We start from the raw sequence: 20,925 nt of genomic DNA, 5'->3' as shown, positions 1-20,925 counted from the left end.
GAGTGGATGCCCAAAGAGTGCTATAACAATTATGAAGAAGCGGAAAGGAACACGCTCAAATATATATTGCAGCATTACAACACTAAGCGATAAATAGTTATAACAACTATTTATCGCTAATGGTGATGGAAGCCGCCGCTTAATTTAAACACCTATAAAGGTGCACAGTTTACTTGACCACTAAAAAAGGATGTATCAAGCAATTGATAAAAATATTCTTCAATCTTTATGATTTTCGAAATCGATTTCGATCTAAATATATCCAACAAACCAAAATCACCACCGATACCAGAGAAATTATTAACTTCTGCTGAATCTCAGTGGTAATCAGGTAATTATAAGTTCCAGATTACTTGAAGCCCGACTGTAATATTAGTTGTATCAGCCTCAGGTAATGTAACATCATATTTATCACCATTTTTAGCAATAAACCTTTTCCCACCATCTTTATTACGTTTATCATAGTGATATGCTGCATATAATCCAGTGTGAACACCTGTGAATATTTCATAAGAAGCATTAGCACTAAGAGAATATCGATAACCAGAAGGTGAAAATTTAACTCCGTCAAAAATTGTATTTCTCGATTCGTTCCAAACTGAGTATCCTATTAATGCTTTTGCACTATAACGCCATTGGGTATTTCTAACAGGATTACTTTCATAAGATATACCAGCATCAATAAATAAATCTGTAGTATTTTCCTCAACGACACCATTTATTTCATTAACAAGTTCATCCAAAGCAGTTACATTATAACGTTTATATACCTGATACGAAAATGAAGGACCGAGTAAAAACCTAATCTCCGGTTTATATTTATATTGTAACTGAACATTTGTAGATGCTCTAGTATATTCAAATTTATTTTTTTGAATGTTATTTCCTGCCCTAGTCCATATTTCATCTCCTATTTGAGGAGAGAATGTTGCTAATGCATCAATTGAAAAATCAAACATTTTATTTATAACGTATAATCCACCAGTATTAATAATCATACTTGTAACATCAACGTCAGATTCTATATCACCAAATTTTTCTTTATATGAGACAGTTTCTGAACCCACGGTGAAATATGAATACCCTTCAAAATTTTCTTTATTTGAAATATCTTGTGCAAATATACATTTTGAAAAAATGATAATAATCAAAAAAAATATTTTTTTATTTAATAACATACCTAGCCATCTTAAATTTGTTAAAGAACGATAAATCGATGTGAATCTTACAGATCTAGGAAAATATTATTACCACTATATATATTTATTTGGTTTTTATTGATCTGTTTCGCACTTATAAAAAACAATATATACACTTAATCATTATAAAGTAAATATTTATCACGCTTTTATATTCTATAAAATTATAAGTTTAAATTTTTAGATATAAGTTGAATTAGTTTTGCCGCTAATTTCGCGGTTTGATTAGCATAATCATATTCAGGGTTGAGCTCTGCTATATCAACTAACTTTACTTTTCCACTTACCATAATATATTTAATAGCCCATTCCACCATAGGTAAACCAACCCCCTGCATTTGAGTCATATTCACACCAGGCGCAATAGATGCAGAAAATACATCGAGCCCAATACTTAACTGTATAACATCAACACTATCGATATATTTATCGATTTTGGCTTTTACAGCTTTTTTATTTCGTGACGTTATTTGGCTATCAAGCAACCATTCACAGCCCAGATCTTCAGCTAATTTAAACATAGCTTGTGAATTAGCACGATCGCATATACCTAAACCAAGGTAATGAAAATCTCTGTTCTTCTCTTTGCTATAGCATAATGCTGAATGGAAAGCTGAGCCGGAACGAACAGATAGGGTTGGTCGCAACTCAAAATGTGCATCAAAATTAATGATCCCAACACGTGCTTGGCAAGGCTGATAACTCATCGTTGGATCTTCTTGCGTCGCCGATAAAGCAACAACATTGTCAGGTATCGATTTAGCCACTTGCCATTCAGTATGTATTTTGGCTTTATCATCGGAAAAATCCGATAACGCTTGATAACTTGCAATAGAAATCTCATGCCCGCCCCCTAACACTACAGGAAAATGCCCAGCATGGAGTAAGTCATGTACGACTTGCGCTTGTTTATCACTTAATGTTGAAAAATCAGTATCGTCATCAACCAGTTCTATATCGCCAGCATCATAAAAAGGTAGTTTTGCATGCGAATGTGTGTGAGGAAGTATACGGCGAATACTTGCAGGTCCTTCTTTAGCCCCTTGCCTACCACGATTCCAACCAATACTGAGATCAGAAATGACACCAAGTAAAACAATCCCTTGTTCTCTTTGGTTAATATAAGGAGAAATTAACGTATGCATTCGATGTTGAATGTGAGACTTACCATCATCAGTTTTAAATAATTTTTTTAAATGATCTACAAACATACGTTTATCTTCCTTTGATCAAAAACGTTGTAATTTAATGTTGTGGCGGTAAAGCGCGAGCAGCCTGTAATACACACATAACAATTTTATTTTTACGGCTATTTATACGTTCAGCAGGTGCCATTACACTCACTGCACCAGCCACTTTATTACCGATGAAAACTGGCGCACTTACACCAGAAACACCTTGGTCAATTTCAGACGTACTAATAGCAAAACCATCTTGTTTAATAAGATCTAGCTCTGTTAACCATGCATCTAATTGCTCTTTCTCGGTGATCTCATAATGATTCAAAATACGCAATTGGCGAGAAAGAGGTAAATACGCCAAAATCACTTTTGCGGAAGCACCACGAATAAGAGGTTGGCTCTGCCCTTTTTCATAACTACAACGTAAAGCATATGGGCTATCAATACTGTCTACACACAGCGCATTAAAGCCAACAGGCACCATGTATGCCGACATCTCGCCAGTCTGTTGCTGCAAGCGTTTTAATATTGGACGAACACCATCTGGTAATGGTGAATTAATCTGAAAATTACGTTGTAATTGCAGTGCTGCCGGTCCCGCACTGTATGTATTATGCCCATGATTTTCTTCAATTAAATTCCAATCCCTTAGTAAGGCTAAATATCGGTATAGACTACTAATAGGCATATTCATTTCTATGCTTAGCTGTTGAGCTTGAAGAGGTAAAGGAGAAGCTGCGATATGAATTAACACTTGCAACAGCTTTTCATTAGCACTAAGTGAATTTGTCACGTTGGTGGCTTCTTGTTTTTGTATGATGATTACTTTTAACTAATAAAGAGCCTTGCTGCAAATTAAATTCTTATACAGTGAGAATTTAATGAAATAATCTACAATAATTTACCGTAATATAAGAAACATGAAATTAAATACCTTTATTTTTATGAGTTATTATTAAGGTGATTTATTAGTTTATGATATTTATCTGCTTGGGAAATATATAAATAGCGTTTCAATTTGTTAATCAAAAATAAACGCATTATCACAGTAATTAAAAAGATGTAACTTTTCCGAGATTCTCACCTTCAATCAAGTGAGAAAAAATACGGTTTTCTAATGCTAAATAGCAGATCACGCTAGTAATAATGGGGGGGTTACTGGTAAAATCCCTGCAAAATTGACCGTCACACATAGTAAAAGAGAGTGATTCCTCATGGGAAGAAAGTTCGAAGTACGCAAATTGTCTATGGCAAAAACCCAAGGCGCTAAGATCAAAGTTTACTCAAAGTACGGTAAAGAGATCTACGTTTGTGCTAAGAACGGTAGCCCTGATCCAGAAGCTAACCTAGCGCTTCGCCGTCTTATCGAAAAAGCGAAGAAAGATCAGGTGCCAAGCCACGTTATCGAAAAAGCAATTGATAAGGCTAAAGGTGGCGGCGGTGAAGATTACGCAACAGCACGTTACGAAGGTTTTGGTCCTGGTAACTGCATGGTTATCGTTGACTGTCTAACAGACAACAACAACCGTACTTTCATGGACGTTCGCCAAGCATTCGTTAAAAACAATGCAAAAATTGGTAGTCCAGGTACTGTTGGCCACATGTTTGAGCACCAAGCAGTTTTTGAATTCAAAGGTACTGATGAAGAAGCAGTTCTTGAGAATCTAATGATGGAAGATGCAGATGTTACTGACATCACATGTGAAGACGGTGTGATCACTGTTTACGCACCTCACACTGAATTCTTCAAAATCAAAAATGCTATTGCAGCTACAATGCCAGAAGTAACATTAGATGTGGAAGAAATCTCTTTCGTTCCACAGACAATGACTGAATTAGCTGGTGACGATATTGCAATGTTCGAGAAATTCCTTGATGCATTGAATGATTGTGATGACGTACAAAACGTTTACCACAATGCAGAAATGGCTGACTAATATTTAGTTTGCTATGGTTCACCCATGGTGTAATACATGTAAATTAAGATAATTTATGTGTTCTAGAAGGCCTAATTGCATAGCGATTAGGCTTTTTTATTATTCTGATATCGCTTCTTTCCCGTCTTCTGTAAACCTAAAGTGTAAAAACACGATCAAACAGCGTTAGGCTATAGCTCAGTACTTTTTCGATTAGTTGTACTATTAAATGGCTTCACTGGTCATCATTAAGACTCCATGCCTCCATTTTATACATTAACGGTTATTAACTCTTCTGCTATCAACTTCAATAAAAAAGTTTCACGCTCAATCGACATTCCCTTTTTATCTGAATGTTTCATCGTTTCTTCATTGTGCGCTATCGCATCAAAAATGTTGATCCATACCGGCTTCATGCCATTTTTAATTTCATAATCTTCAAAGCGAGTTGCGCCTAACTCTTTATCAATAGTACAAATGTAACAGTATGATTTCATATAAACCACATCATGATCTGGCTTATACCACGGGCGATATTCGTCATATTGACCAAACGCTTTAATATCTCGAATATTTCTGGCACCGGTTTCTTCTTGTAATTCACGGATCAAGCCTTCAACTTGATCTTCACCAACATCAATACCGCCACCAGGTAAAGTGTAATCATGATAACGCTCTGTGTATAACATCAAAATATCTTCACCATTTAATACAATGGCTCTTGCAGCATCGCGTTGAAATATAGCTAAGTCCGTTGTATTAAAGTCAATATTGGAAAGATCAGGGTGAACAGATAGTTTTAAAAATCGCATATAACGCAGAACTCATCACTGTCGATAACTAGGCTGCGTATTTTAGCTAACTCTGCCGATGATTACTAATGAGGGGATTTCAGGACTTGATTCATACGCTTAACAACATTCAATGTCGATTCGCCACGGTATAGCCCTAATGCCGTCAGTACGCAATTAGCCCCAAGATAATGACGATTATAAAACTCACCTTTCGCATCAAATAAAGTACTGATACCTATTTTAAGCAGATCAAGTTTGTTTCTCACATTAGCCGCCAATTGCCACTGGCTTAGAGGCGGTAAGAGATTGTTTTTTAAAGGACAAGGTAAATGTCCAGGATAGGTTTGCCATGGCGTGAGTAATGCTTCCGGATACGACTGATTGAGCCACTTCATATAGAGTTGATGTTTTACTGCTGAATGAACAGGTAATGCAAACATGACTTTCAGCATTGCTTTGCTGTAAAACGGCAAATGAAAATCTAATCGAAATTTATCCATATCTTCTAATGCAGGAGCAATATGTTGATGTTGATCGTTTTCCCATAAAAAGAGTTGAAAGGCTTTATCTAGCGGTAGGTGTGAATACTGACATAAACATTCAACAATGTTTTGCTCTAGCTGCTGCTGTAATTTCGCACCTTGTTTAACCATTCGCTTAGGAATATAAGCATGTTGATGTTTCAAATACGCTTTTGCCACAGCGAAAGGATCACCACTGGCACATGCCGCAAGAATATTATCATCACAAAACACCATACCAATGCACACACTACCGCCATTACCCGACCAAACCAGCCGTGGCCTCTCAACCTGCTGATAAAATTGATACTGTGTTGCTCTCCAATAATGTCCTAAACGCTGCTCAATACTCTGCTCTTGAGTATCACTAACATTCACAATGTGCAGCGGAAAATCATGGCGCTGTGCGAAAATTTCAGCATAAACCTCATCTTGCGAGCGTTGATAGGAAAAATTCATACATTCTAATTTTGTTCCACGCTTTAATAACTCAGCGACAATGACACGAGAATCTAACCCTCCAGATAGTGTACTTATTGCATGAAGATCATTGCCTATTGCCAGATCGACCGCTTGTTTAAATGCACAATCTAACTGAAGTAAACCCTCACCATCATCAATACAATTAAATGGCATATCTGACCAACGGAAATATCGATCTTTAACAAGTGTAGAGCTTGTTAGTGTTAATTTTTCTCCCGGTTGAATAGAGTACACTTCGTTATAATGGGTTTTGTTACCAAGTGAATAGCCTACTACGGCATATTCCGTCGCACCGGCTAAATTGGTTGTCAACGTCACACTTAATTTATCGAATAAACGTAAACAGGAACTAAAAATCACGCTCCCTTTATACTTCATATAATAAAGTGGGCGTATCGCTAAGCTATCAGCAAAAATAGTTAATACACGCTGTTGCTTGTTATAATCTAACACGCAATACGTACCTTGAGCCTTAGCCAATAATTGTGGGATATTAGTGAGGTTCTGCTGCAAAAGCGTATTAACATCTTGAGTTAATGAAGAAGAGATTAGAGTGTGCCCAAGAATCATAGAAAAGCGTAAATGATTTTCAGCCCAGCTCGACTCTCGATGACAATCAATGGCAACGCGGCAAAAATACAAATGATTATCGAAATACTCATGTCTTATATCGGTCGGATTACGCGATAAGTGTTGAGCTATCTCTTTTTTTATGAGTAATAAATCTGAAGTCCAAGACTCCGAAATCACACCTGCAACAATACTCATTCATCTCTCCCACTGTGATAGATGAATAACTGCAAAAAATAAACCAACTTTTTTCAAATATAACGCTTTGTTTCATCATTATTATTTGATGTTTTCTCTTTTTATGCTTTATTTATCAATGCATCTTGCTACAAATAAAAAGCTCCTCTATTTATAGTATAGAGAAGCTTCACTTTCTATCGTAATAGATGTTTATTCTTATCAATGACGATATGATTCATAAAGGAACCAAACACGGCGTTCAGTTTGATCGATCCAATCATCAATCATACTCACTGATGAATAATCACCACAATCATCACATAATGTATGTGCTGCACGAAGTTCTGCTGCTAATTGTTTGTTATCACTACAAAGTTCAGCAAGCATATCAGCAGGTTCAACATAATCAGCATCATTATCTAGAATACGCTGCATACGTGAGATTTCACCAATAGAACGTAGGGTTTTACCACCAATTTTACGTACACGTTCGGCAATATCATCTGTCATTGCAAACAATTGAACACTTTGCTCATCAAGCATTAAGTGATAATCACGAAAATGTGCGCCACTCATATGCCAATGGAAGTTTTTGGTCTTCATATAAATTGCATAAACATCAGCAAGAATAGCTGTTAGTGCACCACTGATCTCTTTAGTCGCGTCTACACTTAAATCTGTAGGTGTGGCTAGAGGACGAGTAAGGTGTTGTTTTGCATCTTCAATTTGTGATTCATTCAAGATAGTACTCATCGTCTTCTCCAAAATAGATAATTTGTAACAACGAAATCACTATATCCCTTTTGATTTTTGTGACAATAGTACTTTATTGCAACTTAATATTGACCATAATGCATATCTTTTATGTTGTATGCTAAGCAACCATCTCGTACGTCTACTTGCATAATTGAACGGCGTTTCTCAGCCTTATGTGGTAAATTGTTTGCATATAGCGCACTTTAATGCTTATATGCATCTCCTTTATTTGAGTAACAAGATTATATTAAAATATAGCAAGCGTTATATTCATCATCGATTTATTTTACTCACCAATATTAACAATTAACTTAAATAAAAGAACGCTCAAATAAAATTATACCCCATCAATCAAATGACAATTTAAATAGCTAAATTAAATTTAATTCTTAATATTTAATTATATTTAAATCGTCATATTAACAATAACTATTATTATAATTAGTATGCTTGTAAATAGACGAAACTTTCTAAAATCTGGACTTTTAGGATCAGCAGGGATATTCCTAAGTTCACCGGTATCAGCCTTACCACGCTTCTCGCTAAACCAGAACACATCAGCTATTACAGTCTCTTTCTGCGGTACAAGTTGTAGCCGAGATGAAGGTGAAGTATCACGAAAAGATAGCGATAAAAATATTTATCTACCTTCAACAGGATACATTCCTGTGAGAATTATTAAAGAATTAAATGGCTTCGGTAAAAGCGTTCGGGGCTGTGGTGAAAATGATTGGGCAGTATCACAAACAAGTGAGCCTTTATTAGTAAACGGTCCTCTTGTTATTCCTAAATCATTAAAATCAGATATTAGTGATTATATTAATGGTGACCAACATTCTTTAATTGAAGCAGCTAAAGGTCACTCTATGCCGGCTTTAGCACTGCATGGAGCAAATATTGCAGCAGCGAGTAAAGCAGAAACCATTAATTTTATTGGTCACAGCCGTGGGGCATGTGAAGCGATTATTGCTGCATGGTTTTTGTATGCCTATGGTGATGAAAAAGTTCGTAACACATCTATTAATATTTTTGCGATAGATCCTGTACCGGGCTTTGGTGCTTGGTATGGTCTACTTACTCAGTTACCACCTAACGTTGCAAACTACGTTGGTGTTTACGCTTGGGATATGTCAAATAACATCAATAGTATCGATCACGCTTTTCAAGCTGTCGTTCCTCGTCCTAATGGTCGCATGCGTGGCGAAGATAACGAGATCCATATTCACGATCAATCTTGGTTTAATTGGCTAAAACGAGAACCTAGTTGGAGCGTTATGGCAAACGAAGCACAGCAAAAAGATCCGCTAGCTCCTGATGATAGCTATCCTCAACCTCAAGGCTATGAGTTATATGCATGTCGTGGTCGTCACGGCACTGTTGCTGGTAATACTACCGTTGATGGTGGATATGATGCGAAAAACTTAAATAGCAATGTAGCAGCAGTGCCTGAGCTAATTTACAAAATGGCTCGCGGTTACTTAACGCAATGGGGAAGCCAATTTACAACACCATGCGCCGTTGAGACCGATGTATTAGCGCTACGCCAGCATATACATATGTTCCACCGTGAATTTGATCTTATGGGCGGTGGAGAAACACGTACCAGTCAACTCACGGGGCGTCCTTATGTTCGTCGTATTTCTTCCATTCATGGCTACCGTCCATCAAACACATACTACATGGAAGATGTAGTGGGTAATCCACCCTACAAACTCTCTTACCCTGTGACCACTGAGCGTCAAGGTAAAGGTTGGGTGAATTGGAAATTTTTATAGCCATTAACCCATCAGAAATACATAAAACAGTTAGTTACCCGCAGAGAGTAAAATGAGTAAAATCGACGACGTAAAAAATGAATTAATGGCACATGATCTGTTTTATTACGACAGTAAAAACAACTATGTTCGCCTATTAGATACACCTAGCATCTGGGGGATGCCTTTTGGTCCCGCAATTATGCCTCGCGCTTATGAGCGCCAAGCAGAATTTGAACGTGCGATTGTAGAAATTATCCAGAAAGCGCGTTATCGCTGCGATCTATCATCTTTAAATAGCCCCGATCCCGACTGGGGGAAACCGATTTTAGGTGCAATAGATACTGCATTATCAACCAAAATGGGGCGAACAGAATCTACCCAGTTCCGCTTTTTGTTTGGTCAAACACCACTTTATCCTATCTATGAGCCAGAGAACCTTGTCGCTTTTAAAGACGCCCTAAAACGTTTAATTGAAGAGCGTTCCGCTTATTGGGAAGTGATGCCAGAGTTTGTTGTAGGGCGTTTTTACGAGCGTGTCGCAGGGTCTAAGCAATCACTACAAAAGAAACTATTACCCCCAGAGCTGGTTTCAAGTTACGGCACAAAAATGACATGGAACCATTCAAAAATCATTGCGATTGACGGTGTTGAATCACTTTCTGGTGGTCATAACCTCAATATGGATTTGTTTAGAAGCTACCCTCCGGTACACGATGTTTCAGCTGTAGTTCATGGTGATGCAACCTATGGTGCTCAGCTATATCTCAATAAAATGTGGGAGGCGGATACTTATTTACTAACGAAAGAGTGTTTTGATATTGCCTCCATGAGTTGGATAAACCAAGACGATGATCCTGCGTATCCAAGTGATCCTCTAGCATTAAGTTATGTCCAAGACTACATGCATGAAAAGCAAACCCAACTTTTAGATATGCATCAAACAGGTATTCAATCTGGCGAAGATTCAACCCCACCGACTGTTGAATCACTACCTCCTGTATTTGCTATGCAATCGTTTGATTTACGTTCGCTATCAGATCTCAATACCGATGTATTTGCAGAGCGTTTGACATACCAAACTTATGAACAGTTCGAAAACTATAAGCCTGCTGATCGTATCTTAATTGTGGGCAAATATTGGACAGGATTGAACCGAAATACCGACTTTAAAATTGGCTCTGAGCTAATGAAAAAGAACCTGATCTTAAATGCTCAAAAAGTGCTTCGACTTTCTCAGCAAGACATCATTAGTGCATGGAAGAAAGACTGGCGAGATCACTCAGTTTGTCATTGGATCCTTGAAGCCTTGTTGAAAAATAAATCACTTGAAGTGCAAATTGTGGTTTCCGCATTAGATGCTGGCGCTGGCGCTGCAGGAGATCAATATTCCTTTGGTTCAGGTGCCGTCAGAACCTTTGGATTACTTGAGTATTACATGACACACGATGTCGATACGGACAAATTACTCGATGATATTGACGGTCAACGAGCAGAGGCTTTGTCTCGCTTATATATCGCACCTTTTGTTTATACCGATCAGATCCCAGAAGATAAAACTATTGAAGGGGAAACCTACAAATGGCCACAACTGCCTGAAGAAGGAAAAACAGCGACATTAAAGCAACGTACGCTGACACGAGAAAAACCACAAAATGGTCTGATCGGTCACCCTTTTTACGCCACTATTAATGCTAGTGGTTATGTTTATGATAGGGTTGAATGTGCTCCTGCTAACCATGCCAAAATCATGATTGTGGATGATGAGGTTTGTATTATTGGTTCAGATAACCTTTATCCTGGTTTTCTATCTGAGTTCAATAACCTGATTGAAGGTGAATTCGTTAATGAATTACTCACCGAATACTGGGAGCCTTTATGGAAATACTCATCACCTTTTGCTTATAACGGAGTTCAGCCTTAACCCGTAGCATAATACGCATATTTACTTAGCCATAACCCGTCGTTATGGCTAAGGTTTATATAACCCACGAGCATTTACCTTAATTTCCCCACCTGATACTCTCTACCTATACTCATAATAAATTTATAAATAGGTACCGCCATGAATAATTCATCTACCTACCATATAGGTAAAGCTGGAACACCGTGGGGAAGCGAAGAAAAAGCACAATGGTTAGCAGAAACAACCATTAAGCGTTCTTACCTTGAGCAAGTCGTTACTAAAATCGATGCCTTAAAAGATAAATTCGATATCACTCAATACGGTGCGTTGTCTTACGAACCTGATAAATACCCGCTTTTTTCAATCAAAACTCGAAACTGGGATGAGAATAAACCAACGGTATTAATCACTGGTGGTATTCACGGCTACGAAACCAGTGGTGTTCATGGCGCACTCGCCTTTGTGGCGTTAGAAGTTGGCAACTACAGTAGTGATTTTAATATTCTAGTAGCGCCTTGTGTCAGCCCTTGGGGTTATGAAACCATCAACCGTTGGAACCCAAATGCTGTCGATCCAAACCGCTCATTTGTACCTAATAGTCCTGCCGAAGAATCAGCCGCTTTAATGCGACTTGTCCAAGAACAGAAAACAACATTCTTAGCTCATATTGATTTACATGAAACCACAGACACAGACGAATCTGAGTTCCGTCCTGCATTAGCAGCACGAGATGGAAAAGAATACATTGAAGACAGTGTACCAGACGGTTTCTACGTTGTGGGTGATACTGAAAACCCACAAGATGCATTCCAAACAGCCATCATTGATGAAGTACGTCATGTGACTCACATTGCGCCGCCAGATCACAATGGTAATATCATCGGTGAGCCAATCACTCAAGAAGGCGTCATTAACTATCCTCTAAAAGCGTTAGGATTATGTGCTAGCGTGACAGACGCTGCTTATACGTCGACAACAGAGGTTTATCCAGATAGCCCACGTGTTACAGAAGAAGAATGTAACATGGCACAAGTTGCCGCGATTAAGGGCGCATTAGATTACTTAAAGCAACACGCTAAGTAACTCTTTACTCCGCTAACCTTGCAGCCATCGCTGTTAGGTTAGCGGTTTTCTCCTACCTTTCTTACTTTCTCGCTGATTTGAATAACTTGCCAATCTTGCTCATAATGGTGGCATCATCCACACCATTATTGGATCTGGCGATATGGATATCTTTTTCAAATACATTGATAGCCCATTAGGACAAATGACTATCACGGCAAATGATAATGCCCTGCTTTCAGTTTGGTTTGAAAGCCATAATACCCCCTCTTTACATCACGCCATATTCAAACCAGATCATGCTATCTTGCTGCAATGTGAGGACCAATTAGCTGAATACTTTTCAGGTAATAGAAAACAATTCTCTGTACCTTTATCGTTTGAAGGCACGCAATTTCAAGAGCGTGTATGGCAAACATTAACGACGATTCCCTATGGTCAGACATGGCACTATCAACAATTAGCCAATGCTATTGATAATCCAAACGCGTGTCGTGCTGTCGGTAGCGCCAACGGTAAAAATGCCTTATCCGTTATTGTACCTTGCCACCGAGTTATCACTAAAAGTGGCAATTTAGGAGGATATGCTGGAGGGTGTCATATCAAGCAACAGTTACTGACACTAGAAAAACAGTTTAAATAATAGAACAAACTCACTTTGGGCATATTTTTCTATTGATAAACTCGTATAAGACAGTAAATACCTGCCATACTTCTTGTTATGTGTAGCGTATAACCAACAGAGAATCGACGTTATCTTGGTATATTTAAAATAAACCAAGGCGAAGATATTAGGAGGCAATTATGGCCACAGCAATCTCTGTCGAACAATATTTATCACATCATAATATTGAATTTAAGCTAACCCACCATCGTCCTACCGACTCATCATTTAATTCTGCAATATCGGCACATGTTCCCACAATGAAGGTGGCTAAATCCGTCATATTAAAAGATCAGCAACACAATTACCTTATGGCTGTGATACCCGCAAATCGTCGTGTCATGCTAGATGAGGTAAGTAAAATTACGGGTAAACAGTACTGTTTAGTTGGTGAACATGAACTGTCAGCACTATTCCAAGACTGTAGCCCCGGCGCGATCCCCAATCTAGGGCAGATTTATCATCTTGATATGATCGTCGATGACATGTTGTTTGATATCGACGACATTTATCTTGAAGCAGGCGATCATGAAAATCTTATTCACCTCACCACAGAGCAATTTCAAAAAGTCATGACCAACATCAGCCACCATACGATTAGTGGCTACAGAATGTTATTTACTCAACAGCATGAAAGTAGTTATTGGGATTGGGAGTAGCCCCATCCATCATGCAATCTTTAACTAGATACAATAAAGCATCCTGCCACATTTAGTTTCCGCAATCATTTTTGCGAATGCTGTTAGATACAAACAGTGTTCGCGTTTTCGTACCTATTCATTAATCATTTCACACCATGATGTTCCTGTGGGGATCTGCATGGCTTTTAGCTCTGGGGGAGATCTAGCGGGGAGATCTGGCTGCAATATTGCTTCAGCCGCTAACATCATTCGTTCATAGACTAGAGGATCAAACATACGCCCTGTTTGTCCCCATTCCACGGTATAACGACCACAACCCAGTGCTATACCATCGTTTTGTGAAAGAAATAGAAACCTATCCTGCAGCCCAAAATATTCGTACATCATGTAAGACTGAAATAACATTGCCATATCTTCTTTTCGATGACTGTAACCATATAAATCACTCGCACCTTCAACCTCAAAGTGTGCTCCAACTTGTGAAGCGGTGAGTGTACTAACCTCATAGCTTGGCGTAGCACCGTCATACAGTACATTGGCTGCATCAAACAAAAGGTCATCTTGCAGTGGAAACTGATCATAGAGAGCTTGATTTAACGGGGAGATCGAGCTGATGTTTTGATAAATAGTCCGACGAGGATCAAGCGATGTTAAGGATGCAGGTGGAATAGCATCCACAGCATGCGCCAATTCATGCACCAATAGCCTAAATAAAGCGGGTAATAACTGCTCGGTAGTACGCATCGTATTATTTTCTGCATACTCATTGCTCACCCAAGGCGCATAATTTCCCTCACTATCGACGCTTTGCCTTACCGCAAGAAACTGTACATTAGCCTGAAATTGATCACGAAAGTCTTGTTTAGCAATAATAGTTAGCCACTCCTCCTCGTTGCGCCATAAGTAACGAGGATCAATATAAATGGTTGCGGTATTAGCACTATAAAAAGAAGGGCGAATATCATCAGCAATTACGATAGCACCGACGGAGCGAAATAAAAACAATACTTCGGAAGGAAGCAACGCTAAGGCTGATAAAAATCGTTCAGCCATCCAAGGGTGAGAAACAAAGATTCGTTGCTCAATATCCGTCAATGTCACTGCTGTGTTGAACGTTAACCCTATCGCTGGGAATTGGCTGACTAAACAGCTGTTTCGATAATTTTTGGCGCACTCAAGGTACTGTTTTGGTGTTGTATCAGAGTATGCGACAACCCTACTGAGATCAGGATACCCTTTAGCATTTAGCGCTATCTCTTGGCGGCTATCATCATCACAAGCGGTAAGTAATAGCGTAAAAGTCACAATAAAAAGCAAAGAAGACAGATATCTACAGTTCGAACTCAACCACATTTAGCGTCTCCTTATTCCACTATTTTCCTAAGTGTAGCGGAAGGAAAATACTGATAAGTATTACCACTAATGCAAAGTTTCAAATATCGTGATCAAGCTTCACTATCGGAGATATTCCCGCTAACAAATATTGACTAAAAAGCGAATAAATCTATTCTTGAAAAGAGCAACAGAGATGCATGTCGCACAGATTGCTGTTGATAATTTTTGACAATGGAAGGTATTAAATGGATTTACTTCGTGGCTTATATTCACTACTTGAATCGTTCTTTGAATAACGCAAGCAATACAATTATCTCGAGTATCAAGCCGTAATTCAATATTACGGCTTTTCTCTTTCAGATATATTCATAATTAATTATTAAGGAATAAAGCTATTACTTGATAAGCCTGTTCACACTCTTTCTTCACTATGTTTTCCATATTTAAGAACGCATGGATCATTTGCTCAAAATGAATATGCTCCGTTTCTACACCTTGCTTTTTTAGCGCTTCGAGATACGCGATACCTTCATCTTTTAGTGGGCAAAACTCGGCCGTGATCACTAAACTTTCTGGCAGCGCCATACTGTAAGGTCCCCACACGGGTGATGCCTTACGTCTATCTTCATTATGCTGAAAATAATTTGAGAAATACCATTCAATACGAGACTGTTGGAGCAAATACCCCATACCGTTTTGATTAACAGATGAAAAACTTAAAGTGTAATCAAGGCTTGGGTAAATGAGTACTTGCTTTGTAATTTCAACCTCATCATCAAATTGTGCCATTCGTGCTAACGTGGCACAAATAGCACCACCCGCTGAATCTCCAGCAATAGAAAGTTGCGGTACAAAATTTAACTCAGCACGGATCAACGTTTGAAACAGCGATTGTAAAACCAAATAACCATCATCAATCGCTGCTGGATAAGGGTGTTCTGGAGCAAGAGGATATTCAACCGATACAACAATAAACTGACTATGTTGTGCTAATTTCCGACAAATAGGATCGTAAACCTCGACACTACCCGACATATGCCCACCACCATGAAAAAAAACTAATACGGGGAGTGCCTTCTCTGGTTGAGGATGATAAATGCGAATAGGCACTTTATCTTTAATCGTTAGGTTTTCAATTAACGCAATATCGGGAATCTCTGTAACTAGCTCACGAGTAATGGCAGCGAGACCTTCTCTCACCGTTGGTACAGTAAATGGAATACCACTGGAAATGGTTTCATCTATCACTTTATTAAAGCTATTAAGCCATTGATCTAATAAAGTCGTTAATTGGCGCATATTTATCCTTGAATATAGGCATTAACCGTTACCCTACAATAATTAGGGCGCTAATTTTAATAACTCTTCAATATCAACGGGCTGTGTATAATCAACAGATGATAAACCAAAGCCATTAAGGGCTAAAAAAGCTGACTTGTATCCAGCATAGTCGCCAACCTGTCTAAAGTTATCAGCATTCATTTCTGCCATTAATTTGTCTACTTGCAACTGTACTTCAGGTTTTAGTTCCCAATCATCCATTCTGATCAGAGCCAGATCTGATTGCTCGTCTAAATCATTGCGAAGTTTTGTTTCAGTATCAGCCGCTGAATAAATTTTTTGTGCAAAAAGTCGCTGCATTTGTTCAATACACCCTTCGTGATTTCCCATTTGCTTCATCACTTTAAATAACGCCAATATATAGGGCGAAAATGTCGGTATAAAGACACTGGCTTTTGTCACTAATGCTTTGCACACCACTACGTTAGCTTGACCATTGATCATCTGAGCTAATTGTTGATTAATTTCGTGCGCGGTTTGATGTAAATGTTGCTTGGCAATACCAAGCGTCCCGTGATGATAAATAGGATATGTCGACTCAGGACCAATATATGAGTAAGACAAAGTTTTAGCTTTTGGGGCTAACAGGTTTTCAGATAACAGAAAGTTTATCCATTGTTGCCAATCTTCACCACCCATCACTTTTGTTGTAGCGAAAATTTCCTCGTCATTGGCTGCTATTAATTCCGCAGGGACTAATGCATCGTTTTCTAAATCAACACTATAACCAGAAAAGTTTTCACCCACGGTTTTTAAACATGAACGCCACACCTCACCCGTTTCAGGATCGGGACGAATACCTGTTGCTAGGCTATAAATCACTAAATCAATGTGTCCGCCAAACTCATCACGTATTGTTTGCGCTACGTGCTGACGCACTTCATCTGAAAATGCATCACCCACAATATTTTTGGCTAGGTAGCCTTGTTGCTCAGCCGCTTGTTTAAAGAAAATATTGTTATACCAACCCGCAGAGCCTATTCCCTTCTCACTAGGACCTCGTTCATAAGAGACACCTAAAGTTTCTGCTTGTGCGCCACCAAAGGTTAACGCAATACGAGACGCCAACCCAAATCCAGATGACGCTCCTAAAATTAATACGCGAAGAGGACCTTGTATGATCGGAGTAACAGACTGAACATAATCAATCTGCTGTTGTACTGCTTGCTGGCAACCATAAGGGTGCGCTGTTCGTGCCACAACGCCTTGAATTTCAGGTTGAATCACCATTGAACGATTCCTCTTATAAACTCATACATCATCGTTTACTGATCAGCATGACATACACGCTATTAATAAAACCTGATGATTCACTGATAACGTCATATTTACACCACAAATAAGTCAAAATTTAATCAGTTTACACGTTTCATTACTTAAAATGATTCACTTTTGCATCAAAACTTATTAGGAAAAGTGTTTTATTACCTTATTGAGCCAAAAATCAATAGTCGTGAGTTTATTTTAAATACCATCAAATACCAGACTGGCAATCACACTTAAAATTTTTGCAGGAAGCAACGATGAAGGTATGGACAACTTTTTTTATGATCATACTACTCAGTTTTAGTTATAACGGGCACGCAGACACCTCGTTACAACAACAAGCTAAAGTAATTTATGAAAAAACAAAACTTAAAAAACACTTAGACTTTAATGTTTTTATGATGGCCTATAAAGAACATATTCGTGTTGCAGATAAACCGATTATGTCTATTATTGATTACAGTCAACCCTCAAATAATCGTCGTTTTTTTATTATTGATACTGATAAAAAAAAGCTGCTTTATCGTACTTTTGTTTCACACGGTATCAATAGCGGCAATCTTTATGCTACGCAATTTTCTAATATTGTTGACAGTAAACAAACCAGCTTAGGCACCTATCGTGTTGCAGAAGCGTATCATGGCAAATATGGGCTTTCTTTACGCCTTGATGGGATGAGTCCATCAAATTCTAATGCCAGAAAACGCGCTATTGTGCTACATGGCGCAAAATACGCAGAGCCGAGTATTATTAAAAAATTAGGCATGCTCGGACGCAGTTGGGGGTGTCCAGCAATACCAATGAAGTTAACCCAAAAAGTTGTCAACTTATTAAAAGAAGGCGGTTCAATCTACGCTCATGCGCGATCATAATTCGCTTTATTGTTTGCAAAATGCTATTTAGAAAACTCGTTTTAGTACGAGTTTTCTTTTTTTAACTTCTAAGACATCTCTTATTTTCGAACATCGCATACCATAATCAAGCCCACGCCAAATAACGTAAACAATGCCTTGTCTTTTAGATAATTGGCACAGAATATTCATACATCTCTTCCTATATACCATTACTGAGTAAATAAACACGTTCAATATGGGAGGGGGTTATGATGCTTTCACTTTTTTTCCGTCTAAAACTCAAATATCTCATTATCGCAGCTTTAATTTTTAGCAGTCATTACGCTAACGCAATGAGAGCAACGCACGCCTGGAAGGTTTACGATCATGCTCAGCTCCAAAATTACGTTGAGTTTGATATATTTCTCAATGCTTATCGTGAGCATTTACGTGTTGCCAACAAGCCCATAATGTCGATCATTGATTACTCTCAACCCTCTGACTCTAAAAGATTTTTAATCATAGATATCGAGAAAAGAGCCCTACTCCATCGAACTTTTGTCACTCACGGTATCAACAGCGGCAAACTGTATGCCACACAATTTTCAAACACCGTAAATAGCAGACAAACTAGTTTAGGTACTTACCGTGTTGGTGAAGCTTATTATGGTAAGTATGGTATTTCTTTACGATTGGATGGAATGAGCCCTAGTAACTCAAATGCGCGAAAACGTGCGATTGTATTACACGGTGCAAGCTATGCAGAGCCTAATGTTATTCATGCGATTGGAATGCTAGGTCGAAGTTGGGGATGTCCGGCGATATCACGAGAGATCACGCCAGAAATCGTCAATCTACTTAAGGAAGGGGGCTCTATTTATGCTCACGCCCATAATCACAGGCATAATAAATAAACGACGCTATCGTACTAGTTACTGAAAAACGCAACCACCAGCAGCAATAAGAAAATAACGCCAATAAATTTCAGTAATAAACCTAAGGAAGCACCACCTTTAGGGGCTTTGTTACAACAACTCATACATTATCCATTCGTTAAATAATAAGAGTAATGAGCATAAACGTTCCAGTAAAGGGAAGGTCAATACCTCGTTAAATAAAACCAAGTCCATACATATGAATATATATATGGACTTAATCTAATAAATCATCACATTCGTTTATAAATATAACTGAATCTTACTTAGCGCCAGAGAATAACACGATTGCATCATGAACCCCTTGAATCCCCATCTGCATACCAATCACGGTTAAAATTAATCCCATTAAGCGCGTAATAATACTGATCCCACTTTGACCAATTTTTTCTATTAGTTTAGGGCCATAAATAAAGCAAAAAAACGTGATCACACACAGTAAAGCAAAGGCACAAACCGTCACAAGAATATGAAACATCCCCCCAGCAGCAGAGTAGTTCATCGCCGTCGCAATCGTGCCAGGGCCTGCAAGTAACGGTAGAGCCAATGGAGAAATCGTAATATCAGCATCACTATCGGATGTTTCTTCTTCCTTTGCTGCATGCATACCTGATGTATTACCTTGCAGCATGTGATAACCAACAAGAAAGACTAAAATCCCCCCTGCCAAACGCAGTGCAGGTAGCGTAATACCAAATACACTAAAGATCCCTTTACCTAAAAAACAAAACGTTGTGATGATACAAAAAGCCGTAACCAGAGCTTTAAATGCTATCGCCCTTGTTTTTTTTGCTGACATTCCACCGGTCATTCCCACAAATACTGCCGTATTCGCAAAGGGGTTCATCATCGCAAAGAAACCCATAAATACAGTAATGGCGACTGTGATTAAGTCATGCATGCTACCTCTCTATAAATAATAATTTTTATTAAATGATACATTTATGCGTAAAGCATATTTAATATAAATAAAATAGCAAAACAAAGTGGCAACAAAAATAAACAATTCATCAACCAATAAGTCATTCCACACTCACACCCAAAACAATAATGATTCAAATTCACAATTAAAAACACAACTAACAACTAATAGAAGACTTCTCAACATAAATATAACCACATGATTTAAATCACGTTTATATAGCTTTTAGTGGTTAGAGAAGTAGAAAGCAGACAAAAACAACTCATTGCATATAAAGCAGTGATGAAGATATTGTGTACCCTCAAAATTTTGCTTTTTCTCTGCTGTAAATATCACACGCAATAGTTATTATGTTTATACGGTTGAAGACAACGGAATTCCCCATGGAGGGGACAACCTCAGTAGGCTGATATAGGGATGGTAGCCACATATCTATGGATGGCACAGCTTCAGTAGGTTGTTGAAAGGATTTGCTCAGGAAGAGCCGACCGTATTATTCCCCCTATAGGAATTAAGCCCATACCTTGGGTGATAGCATAATCTTATTCCTTTATAGATTTGTTTGAAATTGCAGATACAAAAAAGCCCGCAATTATTTGCGGGCTTTCTTCTTTGGCTCCTCCTGCTGGACTTGAACCAGCGACATACGGATTAACAGTCCGCCGT

At 38.4% G+C, this 20,925-nt stretch carries 18 protein-coding genes; 8 read left to right on the top strand and 10 right to left on the bottom strand.

Annotated elements, in window-relative coordinates:
- Window positions 1-335: 335 nt before the first annotated feature.
- From I3259_RS08310 to I3259_RS08300, 3 genes are all read right to left on the bottom strand, one after another.
- Complete coding sequence (locus I3259_RS08310) at window positions 336-1,178, bottom strand: hypothetical protein (protein WP_238029192.1); 843 nt, start codon at window positions 1,176-1,178, stop codon at window positions 336-338.
- 185 nt (window positions 1,179-1,363) lie between these two features.
- Window positions 1,364-2,410 carry a formimidoylglutamase gene (locus I3259_RS08305; RefSeq protein WP_238029191.1) on the bottom strand — a complete coding sequence of 349 codons (1,047 nt, stop codon included), beginning with the start codon at window positions 2,408-2,410 and terminating at the stop codon, window positions 1,364-1,366.
- Window positions 2,411-2,444: 34 nt separating this feature from the next.
- Entirely contained in the window at window positions 2,445-3,173 is a 729-nt protein-coding gene (locus I3259_RS08300; protein WP_238029190.1) for an IclR family transcriptional regulator, read from the bottom strand.
- A 421-nt stretch (window positions 3,174-3,594) separates the two neighbouring features.
- Between I3259_RS08300 and I3259_RS08295 the strand changes: the two genes are divergently transcribed.
- Window positions 3,595-4,317 carry a YebC/PmpR family DNA-binding transcriptional regulator gene (locus I3259_RS08295; RefSeq protein WP_238029189.1) on the top strand — a complete coding sequence of 241 codons (723 nt, stop codon included), beginning with the start codon at window positions 3,595-3,597 and terminating at the stop codon, window positions 4,315-4,317.
- A 248-nt stretch (window positions 4,318-4,565) separates the two neighbouring features.
- On the opposite strand, the gene I3259_RS08290 is transcribed toward I3259_RS08295, so the two are convergent.
- The 3 genes from I3259_RS08290 to I3259_RS08280 all read right to left on the bottom strand — a co-directional run bounded on the left by I3259_RS08290 (window position 4,566) and on the right by I3259_RS08280 (window position 7,597).
- The gene (locus I3259_RS08290; RefSeq protein WP_238029188.1) at window positions 4,566-5,108 is read right to left on the bottom strand and encodes an NUDIX hydrolase; all 543 of its coding nucleotides are present in this window, start codon (window positions 5,106-5,108) and stop codon (window positions 4,566-4,568) included.
- 65 nt (window positions 5,109-5,173) lie between these two features.
- The gene (locus tag I3259_RS08285) at window positions 5,174-6,862 is read right to left on the bottom strand and encodes an asparagine synthase-related protein (RefSeq protein ID WP_238029187.1); all 1,689 of its coding nucleotides are present in this window, start codon (window positions 6,860-6,862) and stop codon (window positions 5,174-5,176) included.
- A gap of 201 nt (window positions 6,863-7,063) precedes the next feature.
- A complete protein-coding gene (locus tag I3259_RS08280; protein ID WP_045150005.1) occupies window positions 7,064-7,597 on the bottom strand; it encodes a DNA starvation/stationary phase protection protein in 534 nt (177 codons plus the stop codon).
- A gap of 449 nt (window positions 7,598-8,046) precedes the next feature.
- Between I3259_RS08280 and I3259_RS08275 the strand changes: the two genes are divergently transcribed.
- From I3259_RS08275 to I3259_RS08255, 5 genes are all read left to right on the top strand, one after another.
- Entirely contained in the window at window positions 8,047-9,375 is a 1,329-nt protein-coding gene (locus I3259_RS08275) for a Tat pathway signal protein (RefSeq protein WP_238029186.1), read from the top strand.
- Window positions 9,376-9,427: 52 nt separating this feature from the next.
- Window positions 9,428-11,278, top strand: a complete 1,851-nt coding sequence (locus I3259_RS08270; RefSeq protein WP_238029185.1) for a phospholipase — start codon at window positions 9,428-9,430, stop codon at window positions 11,276-11,278.
- Window positions 11,279-11,419: 141 nt separating this feature from the next.
- Window positions 11,420-12,343, top strand: coding sequence for a M14 family metallocarboxypeptidase (locus tag I3259_RS08265; protein ID WP_238029184.1), 924 nt, complete (start codon window positions 11,420-11,422; stop codon window positions 12,341-12,343).
- A gap of 142 nt (window positions 12,344-12,485) precedes the next feature.
- Complete coding sequence (locus tag I3259_RS08260) at window positions 12,486-12,965, top strand: methylated-DNA--[protein]-cysteine S-methyltransferase (protein ID WP_238029183.1); 480 nt, start codon at window positions 12,486-12,488, stop codon at window positions 12,963-12,965.
- Window positions 12,966-13,126: 161 nt separating this feature from the next.
- A complete protein-coding gene (locus I3259_RS08255; RefSeq protein ID WP_238029182.1) occupies window positions 13,127-13,645 on the top strand; it encodes a YbaK/EbsC family protein in 519 nt (172 codons plus the stop codon).
- Between the two features lie 114 nt (window positions 13,646-13,759).
- Here I3259_RS08255 and I3259_RS08250 read toward each other — a convergent pair whose 3' ends face one another.
- From I3259_RS08250 to fabV, 3 genes are all read right to left on the bottom strand, one after another.
- The gene (locus tag I3259_RS08250) at window positions 13,760-14,980 is read right to left on the bottom strand and encodes a hypothetical protein (protein WP_238029181.1); all 1,221 of its coding nucleotides are present in this window, start codon (window positions 14,978-14,980) and stop codon (window positions 13,760-13,762) included.
- A 354-nt stretch (window positions 14,981-15,334) separates the two neighbouring features.
- Window positions 15,335-16,261 carry an alpha/beta hydrolase gene (locus I3259_RS08245; RefSeq protein WP_238029180.1) on the bottom strand — a complete coding sequence of 309 codons (927 nt, stop codon included), beginning with the start codon at window positions 16,259-16,261 and terminating at the stop codon, window positions 15,335-15,337.
- A 42-nt stretch (window positions 16,262-16,303) separates the two neighbouring features.
- Window positions 16,304-17,533 carry an enoyl-ACP reductase FabV gene (gene fabV, locus I3259_RS08240; RefSeq protein WP_238029179.1) on the bottom strand — a complete coding sequence of 410 codons (1,230 nt, stop codon included), beginning with the start codon at window positions 17,531-17,533 and terminating at the stop codon, window positions 16,304-16,306.
- A 293-nt stretch (window positions 17,534-17,826) separates the two neighbouring features.
- Between fabV and I3259_RS08235 the strand changes: the two genes are divergently transcribed.
- On the top strand, window positions 17,827-18,441 hold the full coding sequence (locus tag I3259_RS08235; protein WP_238029178.1) for a murein L,D-transpeptidase catalytic domain family protein: 615 nt from the start codon (window positions 17,827-17,829) through the stop codon (window positions 18,439-18,441).
- A 230-nt stretch (window positions 18,442-18,671) separates the two neighbouring features.
- On the top strand, window positions 18,672-19,316 hold the full coding sequence (locus I3259_RS08230) for a murein L,D-transpeptidase catalytic domain family protein (RefSeq protein ID WP_238029177.1): 645 nt from the start codon (window positions 18,672-18,674) through the stop codon (window positions 19,314-19,316).
- Between the two features lie 283 nt (window positions 19,317-19,599).
- Here I3259_RS08230 and I3259_RS08225 read toward each other — a convergent pair whose 3' ends face one another.
- Complete coding sequence (locus I3259_RS08225) at window positions 19,600-20,238, bottom strand: MarC family protein (protein ID WP_238029176.1); 639 nt, start codon at window positions 20,236-20,238, stop codon at window positions 19,600-19,602.
- Between the last annotated feature and the right edge of the window lie 687 nt (window positions 20,239-20,925).

The organism is Photobacterium sp. Ph5, assembly GCF_022129445.1.
In the GTDB taxonomy this organism is placed as follows: domain Bacteria; phylum Pseudomonadota; class Gammaproteobacteria; order Enterobacterales; family Vibrionaceae; genus Photobacterium.
The sequence above is the reverse complement of the archived record's forward strand: the minus strand, read 5'-3'. Positions and strand labels throughout refer to the sequence as shown.